The sequence below is a fragment of the Spirillospora albida genome, assembly GCF_000718255.1.
Taxonomy (GTDB): Bacteria; Actinomycetota; Actinomycetes; order Streptosporangiales; family Streptosporangiaceae; genus Spirillospora; species Spirillospora albida.
Genome location: NZ_JOFJ01000007.1, coordinates 42,483 through 54,445, shown reverse-complemented (window position 1 = coordinate 54,445; position 11,963 = coordinate 42,483). Strand labels below are relative to the sequence as shown.

At 73.6% G+C, this 11,963-nt stretch carries 11 protein-coding genes; 6 read left to right on the top strand and 5 right to left on the bottom strand.

Annotated elements, in window-relative coordinates; genetic code table 11:
- Positions 1 to 84: 84 nt before the first annotated feature.
- From IE99_RS33630 to IE99_RS0111695, 4 genes are all read right to left on the bottom strand, one after another.
- Positions 85 to 459: an excalibur calcium-binding domain-containing protein gene (locus IE99_RS33630; RefSeq protein WP_425423820.1), complete on the bottom strand. Its 375-nt coding sequence runs from the start codon at positions 457 to 459 to the stop codon at positions 85 to 87.
- Between the two features lie 510 nt (positions 460 to 969).
- The gene (locus IE99_RS31105) at positions 970 to 1,380 is read right to left on the bottom strand and encodes a PASTA domain-containing protein (protein WP_084219446.1); all 411 of its coding nucleotides are present in this window, start codon (positions 1,378 to 1,380) and stop codon (positions 970 to 972) included.
- A 338-nt stretch (positions 1,381 to 1,718) separates the two neighbouring features.
- Positions 1,719 to 1,997, bottom strand: coding sequence for a hypothetical protein (locus tag IE99_RS0111700; protein WP_157610213.1), 279 nt, complete (start codon positions 1,995 to 1,997; stop codon positions 1,719 to 1,721).
- Positions 1,994 to 2,245 (bottom strand): hypothetical protein, encoded by a 252-nt coding sequence (locus IE99_RS0111695; RefSeq protein WP_030168191.1) that lies wholly within the window; start codon positions 2,243 to 2,245, stop codon positions 1,994 to 1,996. Before IE99_RS0111695 ends, IE99_RS0111700 begins: the two co-directional genes overlap by 4 nt.
- A gap of 160 nt (positions 2,246 to 2,405) precedes the next feature.
- On the opposite strand from IE99_RS0111695, the gene IE99_RS0111690 reads away from it, so the two are divergent.
- Complete coding sequence (locus IE99_RS0111690) at positions 2,406 to 3,530, top strand: helix-turn-helix domain-containing protein (protein ID WP_030168188.1); 1,125 nt, start codon at positions 2,406 to 2,408, stop codon at positions 3,528 to 3,530.
- Positions 3,527 to 3,805, top strand: coding sequence for a hypothetical protein (locus IE99_RS0111685; protein ID WP_157610211.1), 279 nt, complete (start codon positions 3,527 to 3,529; stop codon positions 3,803 to 3,805). The genes IE99_RS0111690 and IE99_RS0111685 overlap by 4 nt, the downstream gene beginning before the upstream one ends.
- On the opposite strand, the gene IE99_RS0111680 is transcribed toward IE99_RS0111685, so the two are convergent.
- The gene (locus IE99_RS0111680) at positions 3,802 to 5,445 is read right to left on the bottom strand and encodes a long-chain fatty acid--CoA ligase (protein ID WP_245623167.1); all 1,644 of its coding nucleotides are present in this window, start codon (positions 5,443 to 5,445) and stop codon (positions 3,802 to 3,804) included. The genes IE99_RS0111685 and IE99_RS0111680 overlap by 4 nt on opposite strands.
- Positions 5,446 to 5,840: 395 nt before the next feature.
- Here IE99_RS0111680 and IE99_RS0111675 point away from each other — a divergent pair, with 395 nt between their 5' ends.
- The 4 genes from IE99_RS0111675 (at position 5,841) to IE99_RS0111660 (ending at position 11,920) form a co-directional block, all read left to right on the top strand.
- Entirely contained in the window at positions 5,841 to 6,755 is a 915-nt protein-coding gene (locus IE99_RS0111675; protein ID WP_157610209.1) for a CE1 family esterase, read from the top strand.
- Between the two features lie 133 nt (positions 6,756 to 6,888).
- Entirely contained in the window at positions 6,889 to 7,704 is an 816-nt protein-coding gene (locus IE99_RS0111670; protein WP_051712409.1) for an SAM-dependent methyltransferase, read from the top strand.
- A 203-nt stretch (positions 7,705 to 7,907) separates the two neighbouring features.
- The gene (locus IE99_RS30210; protein ID WP_051712408.1) at positions 7,908 to 9,707 is read left to right on the top strand and encodes a protein kinase domain-containing protein; all 1,800 of its coding nucleotides are present in this window, start codon (positions 7,908 to 7,910) and stop codon (positions 9,705 to 9,707) included.
- On the top strand, positions 9,704 to 11,920 hold the full coding sequence (locus tag IE99_RS0111660; RefSeq protein ID WP_030168167.1) for an FHA domain-containing protein: 2,217 nt from the start codon (positions 9,704 to 9,706) through the stop codon (positions 11,918 to 11,920). Before IE99_RS30210 ends, IE99_RS0111660 begins: the two co-directional genes overlap by 4 nt.
- The last annotated feature ends 43 nt before the right edge of the window (positions 11,921 to 11,963 follow it).

The window sequence follows — 11,963 nt, the reverse complement described above, 5'->3', positions numbered from 1 at the left end:
CAGCGGTGGGATGGGCGTCGCTGACGAGGGCATCGTCGGGCCCAAGACGTGACCGCTCCTGCTCCGCGTCCACTGATCGGCCAGCTAGCGCGGCTCGCACACCACTCCGTCGTCGTCCCGGTCCTGATACCAGGAGTACTCCGGATCCTTGCCCTGGTGGTACGGCCCGAATCCGGCGCGGTTCGCCTCCGCACAGGTTGAGAACCGCGGGTCGGTGCTCGGTCTCGGCGGGGTTGTCCTCACCGGCCGCTTCGTTGTCGGCCGGACGGTCGGTCTAACGGTCGGCCTTGTCGATGTCTTAGTCGGCCTCCGGGTGGGCGCCTGGGTCCGCGTAGGCGTACGTGTCCGCGCCACGCGCGGGCTCTGCGTCCTTGTGGCCGACGCCGTCGGCGAGGGCGTACCAGACGAACGACTGGCCGTTGGGGTCTCCGTGGGCTCCGGTGGAGTGTCGACCACCATCCCGATGACACCGAGAACGACGAACAGAAACAACAGCGCCCCGCAACCGACTCCTCCAGCCAACAGGCACCCGCTCTTGCGGCGAGGCGGTGGGGGCAAGGGCGGGAAACCGGGCGGCTGCTGCGAGTTGCCGTACATGGGCGCTCCGAACCTGGCCGGGGCCCGTCCGAAGGACGTAGCCGCCAGGCCGTCGATGCCGCACCCACCACAAAAGGCTCATCCATACTACCTGGCTGGCCCGATCCAGCCATGCCGCGTCAGGAGGCATACATGCTCGACTCCGTCATTCGCACCGCCGTCACCAAGCTCATCCGCGCTCGTCGAGCTGACGTACTCGTCATCGACCGCGCGGTTGAGCAGCGGTACCAACCTGCCGACGCGCCTGCTGAGCCTCGGAACGGTCTGGCCTTCGCCGAAGTACCGCCGTGGACTACCTCGGTCGGCGGGTGGGAAGCCCGTCCGGCACGAACAGCCCGTCTCCTCGGGTCTTGGGCCGTTTAGTCGTGCGTGCTACTCGCCGATCTTCTTCGAGTACAGGGTGATCATCCGCTCCGTCGAGACCACCGTCCCCGGCTTCGGTGACTGCCGGACGACGATCCAATTCCGATCCCAAAGGAGCATCCGGTCCTGCCCGGTGGCGTCCTTCTCCCGAAGCAGGAAAAAGCCCGCCGCCTGCATGATGTTCTGCGCCTTCTGGTGATTCATCCCGACGACGCGCGGCACCCGCACCTTCGGGGGCTTCGGCTTCGCGGACGGCTCCGCGCTGCTCGGTGCTGCGGCCTTCGGTGCGCTGCTCGACGCAACCACCGGGCCGGGCGCGCGCTCGGTCACGGTCACCTGCGCTGCCGGCTGGCCGGCGCCGGCGCATCCAGCGGTGAGCGCGACGGAAGCGGCGGCGAGGAGGGTGGGGAGGGTGCGCATCGGGGGTCCTGTCGTGTTGGGAGGAGCGGCCGGTCACACAAGGTTGTTACTGTGACGCGCAGCGCCATCGGCAGGTTCACGGAAGGCTGTGGCCCCAGGAGATGCGCCGCGCACACAGCGCCATCACGGCCCCGCACGCGGCCGGGATGTCGTCGCAGAGGGCCAACGCCGCGTGTAGAACGCGCTCGTCCCGTCCGGCCCGGTGCGGGGGGACACGCTGTCTCCGAACCATGGCGTCGAGGGGTGCCATACGCGCAGCAGCGGCACCGGGCCGTCTGCCCGGAGCTGCGTGCACCACCCTTCGGTGGTGAGCGCCTGGTCGAGGTCGAGAAGCGGGTTCATGCCACGTCCCACACCAGGGCGCCGCTCGCCGCGTCGAGGGCCGCGGTGACGGCCGCGCCGACGTCGATGTACGTCCCGCACCCGTTGACGGTGACGCGCCGGATCTGCGCGACCGTCCCGGGCGGCTCGTCGCGCAGAGCCTCGCGGACGCCGTCGAGCGCGCGCTCCTGCCGGTCGGTGACCCCGCACGCGTGCGGCGCCTGCCAGGCGTAGAAGCGGGGCGGCTCCCAAGGCCGCGCCGGTCCCCTGAGCGTTTCGGCGAACGGCCCCATCACGGTCGGCTCGCGATCTCGGCGTCAATGGCGAGGAAGCGCTCCAGGCGCTCGCGGAGTTGCTCGGCGGTGGCCGCCTCGACGTCGACGACCCCGCCACGCCAAATCGGCTCGCGCTGCCGGCGCGCTCGCCACGGAACGTCCATCCGGTCCCGGAGTTCGATCGACCAGGTCGGATAGTCGGCGCGGAGCTTTTCCAGGGCTTCGCTGGCCGCCGGGTCGATTCCCGGGGGGTCAGGTACGTTGTGCATCAGCCAGGATCCTCACTTCCTGGTTAGGCCCCGGACCCCCCGGCGTTCACCCGCCGGACCGGGGCCGTCTCTGTGTCACGTGACACCTTCTTCGCGCAGGAAAGCACCGCCTCGCCCGTACCGGTAGCCGCGCCTTAACGGGGCGTTATACGGTCCGGGCATGGGCGTCACGAGCCTTGGCGACGCATTCCGCGCGGTCATGCGGCGGCATGGCTGGTCCGGTGCCGCCCTCGCTCGTCGCCTTGACGTTTCCCAGCCGTGGGTGTCGATGGTTCTCGCGGGCAAACGGGACCCCGGCATGGCCAAGTCCGCCGGGCTGCTGCGTACGGTGGGGTGGACCCTCGAACTCGTCCCCGCCGAGGAGGACCCTGTGAAGAGGCGCCGCTTTCTGGCGTCGGCGGCAAGCGTCGCATTGATCCCGTCGGCGACCTCGACCAGTCCGTACCGGGACGCCGCCTACGTGCGGCTCCTCGCCGACCGCCTCGCGCACACCGAGGAACAGATCGGTGGCGCCCCCCTCGTCCGCGAAGCGCTCCGCCATCTGGCTCGCATCACGCCTGCGGTGCATAGCACCGACACCGCCCTCCAATCGGCGGCGTCGGGGCTTGCCCGGCGGGCCGCGCTCATCCTGCACGACACCCGTGATCGTGACCGCGCCGCCCGCACCGCCAGTCTTGCCGTCACCCTCGCCGAGCGCGCCGGCGATGTGCATGGGCAGGCGCACGGGTACGCAACCCTGTCTCTGATCCGCAACTACGAGGGCCCCCGCTCCCGCGCCGCCGAGTACGTCCGCCGCGGCCTGACCCTGCCCGATCTGGACGACGGCACCCGCGCGGAGCTCCTCGTCCGGTTCGCGCGTTCCCTCGCCGGCGTCCCCGGCCAGGAGCGCGCCGTCCGCCGCGCCTTGGAAGGGGCGCAGAGCCTCACCGACGGACTGAATCCGCTTGATGGCGCCGAGGTCATGGCCAACAGCGGGATTGCGCTCGTCGACTGCGGCCTACACACGCTCGGGGCCGCGGACCTCCAGACGGCCATCTCGTCCGTGGAGACACAATCCCCGCTGCTCGTCGGCTTGTACCGGGCGCGGCTGACGAAGTCGGCGATCCAGGCCCAGGACGTCGGCCTCATGGTCGACGGCATGGACGCCCTTACGACGGTGGCGCCGCTGTTGACGTCCCGCCGTATGGATATCCACATTCGCCACATCCTCACCGACACGGCCCCGTGGGGAGCGATTCGGGAGGTCAGGGACGCCCGGGAACAGTTGCGGAAGGTGACCGGATGAGCGATCCGAGCATGGAGGACGTCCTCAACGCGGGCGGGCACAAAGACGCCACGTTCCACCTCGCCGGGACGAAAGTCATCGTCCTGACCGACGATGCCGGGCAGACGTGGCTGTGCCGCCGGGACGACGGCATCGGCGAGGCCGCGACCCCCATGGACCGCGTCGACGCCCTCGAAGCATTCGCGACCGCCCTGGCCGACGTCCTCGCGTCCGGAGACGTGACGCCGTGGCATCACGCCCGGGACGCGTGCGGACGACACAGGACGGCCGATTAGCCGGTCCGCTCGACCTTGAATGCCCCATCGGCGTGCATCTTCCGCAGCGGTCCTTTATAGAACTTCCCGACCGTCGTCTTCGGCACCTCGTCCAGGAACGTCCAGTATTCGGGGACCTGCCAGCGGGCGACCTTGTCCCGGAGGAACGCCGCGAGTTCCTCCGCCGTCGCCTCCCCGTCCTCGCGCAGCACGACGCAGGCGAGCGGGCGCTCGTCCCAGCGCGGGTCCGGGACGCCGATCACGGCCGCCTCCGCCACCGCCGGGTGCGCCATCAGGTGGTTCTCCAGCTCGACGGAGGAGATCCACTCGCCGCCAGACTTGATGACGTCCTTCACCCGGTCGGTGATCTGGAAGTAGCCGCGCCCGTCGATCGTGCCGATGTCGCCGGTGCGGAGCCAGCCGTCGTGGAACTTCTCCGGAGCGGGGTCGCGGTGGTAGGAGCCGGTGATCCAGGGACCGCGCACCTCGATCTCGCCGACGGCCGTCCCGTCCCACGGCAGCTCCGCGCCGTCCGCGTCGACGATCCGCATCTCGACGCCGGGCGCGACGCGGCCGGACTTCATGCGCCAGTCGACGTCCTCCGGGGTGCCGGGCTCGACGCCGGGCGGCGGGAACGCCATGCCGCCGAGCGGGCTCGTCTCCGTCATGCCCCAGCCCTGGATGATGCGCAGGCCGTACCGTTCCTCGAACCGCTCCAACAGGACGCGCGGCGCGGCGGCGCCGCCGGACGTGCCGCCCCGCAGCGACGACAGGTCGAGCTCGCGGGTCTCGCCGTAGGCGAGGATCGCGCTCCAGATCGTCGGGACGGCGGACGACAGCGTGCTGCGCTCCCGCGCGATGAACTCCGTGAGGTGCTCGGGCTGCAGGAACGGGCCGGGCATGTGCAGTGTCGCGCCCGAGAGGAACGCCCCGTACGGCAGGCCCCACGCGTTCACGTGGAACATCGGGACGATGGCGAGGACCCGGTCGGCCTCGGTGATGCCGACGAGCGACGCCGACAGCACCGCCATCGCGTGCAGGAACGTCGAGCGGTGCGAGTACACGACGCCCTTGGGGTCGCCGGTCGTGCCGCTGGTGTAGCAGAGGGACGCGGCGGACCGCTCGTCCACGGCGGGCCACGGGTGGTCGGGCTCCTCGGCGGCGAGCAGCTCGTGGTAGCGCATCACCGGCGCGCCGTTCGGGTTGGCCTCCAGCGGCCCGGCGTCACCGTCGCCGACGACGACGAACGCCTCGACGGCGGGCAGCCGGTCCACGACCCGGGCGAGCAGCGGGACGAGCGTGTCGTCGACGATGACGACCTGGTCGTCGGCGTGGTTGACGATGTGCGCGAGCTGCTCGGGGAACAGCCGGATGTTCAGCGTGTGCAGGACGGCGCCCATCGCGGGCACCGCGAAGTACGCCTCCAGGTGCTCCTGGTTGTTCCAGCAGAACGTCGCGACGCGCGCGCCCGGCCGCACCCCGAGCCGGGCAAGCGCGCCGGCGAGCCGCCCGGCGTTGGCCGCGACCTCGGCGAACGTCGCGCGGTGCGGCTCACCGCCGCCCGTCCAGGTGACGCACTCGCTGCCGCCGTGGACGCGGGCGCCGTGCCGCAGGATCGCGGCGACGTCGAGCGGGAAGTCCTGCATCGTGCTGGGGATCATGACCATTCTCCGAAAAGCCCGCGGAATATCAGGGGAACGCACATACCGACCAGTCGGTCTGGACACTGTAAATTCGTCGCCGGGTACCCGTCAATGGTCTCTCGGACGCCCGTCCCGAGCATCGTCCGCCGCTGCGGACGGCTTCCGCGGGTGCACGGACGGCGGCGCCCCGATGGACTCCCCTCCTGATGACGCCCGCCCACCCGGCCGCGCCGCCGCCGTCCGTCTCCACCCCTTCAGCGCCGCGGCCGGGCGCCGTGTCACACGGACCGGAACAGGCCGGTCACCCCCGGTCCCCGCCCCGGGCGCACCTGTCGGCCGTTGCTAATCGGGGCCGCCGATCTCCGCGGGCGGCTGAGTGGCGGAGGCCGCCGCCCCGGCGCATGATCTCCGGCATGAAGATCGCCGCGCGGGCGGCGGCGACGGCCGTGATCCTCATCGCGAGCCTCGTCGCCCACCCCCTGCCCGCCGGGGCGTCCCCCACCGCCCCCGCCAAGCCCCCCGCACCCTCCGCGACCCCGTCGTCCGCTCCCTCCCCCGCCGCCGGCGCGCACACCATCGACATGGACGGCTGGAAGCGGCCGTACCTGCTGCGCGTGCCCGACCGGCGGACCCGGCCGCTGCCGCTGATCGTCGCGATGCACGGCGGCCTGAACGATCCCGCGTACGTCGAGCGGCAGAGCGGCCTGAACGCGCTCGCCGCGTCCGGCCGGTTCGCCGTCGCCTATCCCGAGGGCCTGCTCGGCACCTGGAACGCCGGGGGCTGCTGCTGGTTCGCCCGCTGGTTCGGCGTCGACGACGTCGCGTTCCTCGACCGGCTGATCGCCACGCTGGTGCGGCAGGGTGTCGCCGACCCGCGCCGCGTCTTCCTCACCGGCTTCTCCAACGGCGGCGGCATGGCGTACCGCTACGCCTGCGAGCGGGCCGACCGGGTCGCCGGCATCGCCGTGGTGTCGGGGGCGCTCGCGGTCGGCTGCGCGCCGCGGCGGGCGGTGTCGGTCCTCGCGTTCCACGGGACGTGGGACCCGTCCGTCCCCTACACCGGCGGCGGGAACATGGACGCGGACGTGAAGGTCCCCTTCCTTCCCGTCCAGGCCGTCATGGAGTTCTGGCGGTGGATCGGGAGGCTGCCCGCGCTGACCCGCCCGGTCCGGGGCGCGCCCGACGGATGCGCCGGCACCGGCCCCGGACGCGTCGTCGTCGCGCTGTGCACGATCGAGCGCGGCGGGCACGAGTGGCCCTCGTTCGCGAGCGCGCTCATGGGCGCGTTCTTCGATTCCCGTCCGTCCCTTCCCCGCCCCCGCCGCTGAGCCGGGCCGCGTCCGGGTTCCGGCGCGGCCCGATCCCTTCGAAAGCCCCATGGATAAAGGGGAATGGGTGCCCCGGGGGGCCGTCCGCGTCTAGGTTCGAAGGACGCGACGACGACCCGGAAGGAATGGCTTCGTGACCGACGACGCAACCCCCGCTCCGCTGGGCCCCGAGATCGACACCACGGTCCCGCATTCGGCCAGGATCTGGAACTACTGGCTCGGTGGCAAGGACAACTACCCCGTGGACCGCGAGGCGGGCGACGCCTACCGGGAGCAGGCCCCCGGGGTGGTCGACATGGCGCGGGCGTCCCGCATCTTCCTGAGCCGGGCCGTGCGGCACCTGGCCGAGAAGGAGGGCGTCCGCCAGTTCCTCGACATCGGCACCGGCCTGCCCACCATGGACAACACCCACGAGGTCGCGCAGCGGGTCGCCCCCGACGCCAAGATCGTCTACGTGGACAACGACAAGCTCGTCCTCGCGCACGCCCGCGCGCTGCTGGCCGGGACGCCCGAGGGCGCCACCGACTACATCGACGCCGACCTGCGCGACACCGACACGATCCTGGCCCAGGCCGGCCGCACCCTGCGGATGGACCGCCCCATCGCGCTCATGCTGATGGGCATCCTGGGCCACATCCGTGACTGGGAGGAGGCCAAGGCCATCACCCGCCGCCTCCTCGACCGGCTCCCGTCCGGCAGCTTCTTCATCCACTACGACGGCACCTACGAGGTGCAGGGCGAGGCGCTGCAGCAGGCCCAGGAGGAGTACGACGACACCGGCGCCGTCCCCTACACCCTGCGGACCCCGGCGGAGCTCGCGGAACTCTACGAGGGCCTGGAGCTCCTGGAGCCCGGCCAGGTCTCCTGCCTGCGCTGGCGCCCCGAGGCCGACCTGTTCGGCGAACCGGAAGAGGTGGACGTCTACGGAGCCGTCGCCCGGAAGCCCTGATCCGGTCGGCAAATAACCCCCAATAGAACTGACAAATTGCCCATTTCCGGCAAATTGCCGACTCGCGTCGAAGGTGATTCGGCCGCGATTGGCCACTGCCGGACAGTCGATCACCTGCGCGGACGTAAGGGAGCCGCGCGCAGCGGGCCGCTGCGAGAATCGCCGGACTTTCCGGTTTTCTTCGGCCCCTTGTGGAGATCGCAGTGGAACGCCCCCTGGGCAGCAAATACCTTCTCGAGGAGGTCCTCGGCCGCGGTGCGACGGGCGAGGTGTGGCGCGGCAGGTCGCACACCGGCGAGGCGTTCGCCTTCAAGGTCCTGCACGACACCCTCGCCCGCGACCGCGAGACCGTCGACCGCTTCCTTCGGGAGAAGTCGATCCTCACCGGTATCGACCACCCGCACCTGGTGCGGGTGCACGACCTGATCGTCGAGGGCGACACCCTCGCGATCGCGATGGACCTCATCGACGGCACGGACCTGCGCTGCCCGCTCCGCGAGCACGGCGCGATGCGGCCCGCCGACGCCTGCGCGGTCGCCGCCGAGACCGCGCACGCCCTGGCGGCGGTGCACGACGCCGGTATCGTGCACCGCGACGTCAAGCCGGAGAACGTCCTGCTCGACATGCGCCGGACACCGCCCGCCGTCCGGCTCACCGACTTCGGCATCGCGCGCATCGCCGAGCAGGCGACCGGCTCGTCGACGCAGCTGGTGGGCACCGCCCCCTACATCGCGCCGGAACTCGCCGACGGGGCGCCTCCGACGCCGGCGAGCGACCTGTACGCGCTCGGCATCATGCTGTACGAGATGTGCTGCGGCGTGACGCCGTTCGCCGACAGGTCCACCATGACGATGCTCAAGCGGCACGAGGGCTACGCGCCGGGACGGCCGGAGGGCGTGCCCGACCCGCTGTGGGAGCTGATCACGAAGCTGCTGGCCAAGGATCCCGGGCAGCGGCCCGCGTCCGCCCAGCGGGTCGCGATCCTGCTGGAGGCGCTGGCGCGGGACCTGCAGAACCTGCCCGCCGCGCCCTCGCTGACCGCACCGCCCGAGGCGGTCCCCCTGCTGCACGGGGAGCAGACCGCGATGCCGCTGCCGCAGCCGGGGAACACCGGCCCGCGAGCCGCGCCGCCCGCGCCGCGGCGAGGCCGCCGCCTCCGCCGCGTCCTGGCCGTCGGCGCGGCCGTCGCCGCCGTCGTGTGCGCCGCGGCGATCGGCGGCTACGCCGTCACCCGGCCGGACGCCGCGGGCACCGGGGCCACCGCCACGCCCACGCCGGTGCCGACCACCGGCGACCGGACCGGCGGCGGCCCGTCACCCGTGGCCAGCAGCGCCCGGCCCAGCTACGGCGAGGGCCTGGTCCCCCATCTCCTCGGGCTTCCCGAGGCGGAGGCCCGCAAGCTCCTGCCCGCGTCCGTCGGCGTGCAGATCCGCCGCGCCCCGGCTCCGGACGGCTCCCCCGACGGGGTCGTCCTGGAGCAGGACCCGCAGCCCGGCGCCGATCTGCCCGCCACCATCGCGCTGACCGTGTCGTCGCGCAACGCCATCCAGTACCTCGCCGAACTCGAGCCCGCCGCCGGGGACACCCCGAGGACCGGCGCCGACGCCACGGGCTACCGGCTCTCCGGCCACGCGCAGCTGCACGCCATCGGCATCGAGGGCTCGCCCTGCAGCGGCGGGAGCGGGAGCGTCGAATACGACCTCGGCCAGCACTACACGCGGTTGCAGGGGCTCGCCGGGGTCGACGACAACTCCGAGGCCGCCAAGACGCAGGTGACCGTCGAGTTCTACGGCGACGCCCGCAAGCTGGCCTCGATCACCACCACGCTCGGCAAGACCAGGGACCTGGACGTCGACGTCCGCGGCGTGCTCCGGCTCGCGCTGCGGTGGACGTTCAGCGGCGGCGACGCGTCCCGCTGCCACGGCGGAACGCTGGTACTCGGCGACGCGCAGCTGGTCGCGAACGCGGGGTACGTGCCGCCGACCGCCACACCGAGCGGGTGACCGGCCCGGACGGCGCTCCCGGCCGGCTCACCGTGTCCGCCGCCGGCCGGGAGCGGCGCTTCGCGCCCGGGGACCGGGTGCTGATCGGCCGCGGCGCCGGCTGCGACCTCGTCCTGGCCGACGCCCGCGTGTCACGGCGGCACCTGGAGATCACCTTCGACGGCGGCTGGGTGCTGCGCGACCTCGACTCCGCGAACGGCACCTGGCACGAGGACACCGCCGTCACGGCCCGGCCGGCCGGCGCCGGGCTCGCCGTCAGGCTCGGCGACCGGCTCGACGGCGTCCTGGTCGAGATCATCGTCACGCCGCCGGAGGACGGGGCGGAGGCGCCGGTCAGGGAGCCCGTGCCGCTCGGACGGCGGCTGACGATCGGCCGCGGCCGCGGCAACGGGCTCGTGCTGGACGACCCCCTCGTCTCGCGCGAGCACGCCCGGATCGTGCGGGGTGCGCGCGGCCATGTCGTGCAGGACCTCGGGAGCGCGAACCTGACGTTCCGCAACGGCGACCGGGTCACCCGAGCGCCGCTCTGCGACGGCGACGTCCTGACCATCGGCCGGACCCGGCTCGTCCGGATCGCCGACCGGCTGCACTTCCTGCCCGGCGACCCCGACACCGGGCTCGAGCTGGACGAGCTGGCCGTGCTGCCCGGCTCGGGCGGCGCGCCCCTCACCCTGAGCCTCACCGGCGGGTCGCTGCTCGCGATCGTGGGACCGTCCGGCTCCGGGAAGTCCCTGCTGCTGCGCCAGATCGCCGGGCGGCTCCCGCCGGCCGCCGGGCGGATCCGCTACGAGAGCCGGGACGTGCACGCGAACGCCGACATCCGCACCCGGATCGCGCTCGTCCCGGACCGGCACACGGGCCACCGGCGGCTCACCGTGCGGCAGGCGGCCGGCACGACCGCCGCGCTGCGGCGTCCCGCGGACACCGCACCCGCCGAGCTGGCGGAGGCCGTGCGGGACGCGCTCGCCGAGACGGGCCTCACCGAGGCGGCCGGACGCCGCGCCGGGTCCCTCGACGCCGAGCGGCGGCGCCGGCTCCGCATCGCGTGCGAGCTGCTCACCGGACCGTCTCTGCTCCTCGTGGACGAACCGTTCGCCGGTCTCGACCCGGGCCGCGCCCGGGACCTGATGCGGCTGCTGCGGCGGCTCGCCGACGCGGGGCGGCAGGTCGTCGTGGCGACCCGGGAACCGACCGACCTCGCGTCCTGCGACGCCGTGCTCGTCCTGGCGCGCGGGGCGCGCGAGGCGTACCTCGGTCCCCCGGCCGGGTTGCGGCAGCGGTTCGTCTCCCCCGAGTGGGCGGACGTCTTCGACGACCTCGCGGCGGTCGCCGACGCCCGGTCGGACCTGCTGGACGGCGGCCCGCCCGCGGTGGAGCCGCCCGTCCGCGTGCCCGCGGCCCCGGCGGCGTCCGTCCGGGACCGTGCCGCCCGGCGGCGCATCGCGCACCAGGCGGGGATCGTGGCCCGCCGCCGCGTCCGGCTCATCGCCGCGGACCCGCCCGTCCTCGGGCTGCTCGCGCTCGTGCCGCCGCTGCTGGTCCTGCTCGCGGCGACGGTCGCCGACGGCACCGGGCTCGCGGTCGCGGGCGACGGCGCCCGGCGGGTGCTCGCCGTGCTGACCCTCGGCGTGGCGGCGGCCTCCGCCGTGCCCGTCGCGCGGGCCGTCGCGGGCGACCGCGCCGTGTACGCGCACGAACGCGCCGCCGGGCTGCCGCCCGAGGCGTACCTGCCGGCCGAGGCCGCGGTGTTCGGCGGGGTGGCCGTGCTCCAGGCCGCGGCGACCGCCGTGCTCTGGCTCGCGGTGCGGCCCGGCCCCGCCGGCGCGGTCCTGCTCGTCCTGCCGGCGCTCGAGCTGGGCGTGGCGCTCGCGGCGACCGCGCTGGTGAGCGTCCTGCTGGGGGCGGCGGTGGCGGCGTTCCTGCCCCGGCCGGACCGGGCGCTGCCCGCCGTCGCCGCCGCCACGGCGGTGCAGCTGCCGCTGTGCGGGGCGCTCGTTCCGCTCGCCGGGGAGCCGCTCCTCGGTGCGCTCGCGGTGTTCGCCCCCGCCCGCTGGGGGTTCGCCGCGCTCGCCGCCACCACCGGCCTCGGCGCCGGCGACCCGGGGGACGCGCTGTGGCGGCACGCCGCCGTCCCCTGGGCGATGAGCCTGCTCGCGCTGGCGGTGCAGGGCGCTCTGCTGGCCGCAGCGGCCCTCTGGCGGTTGAGGCGCTGAGGCGCCCGCCGGGCCGGAGCCGCGGCGGGCGCCCCGATCGCGA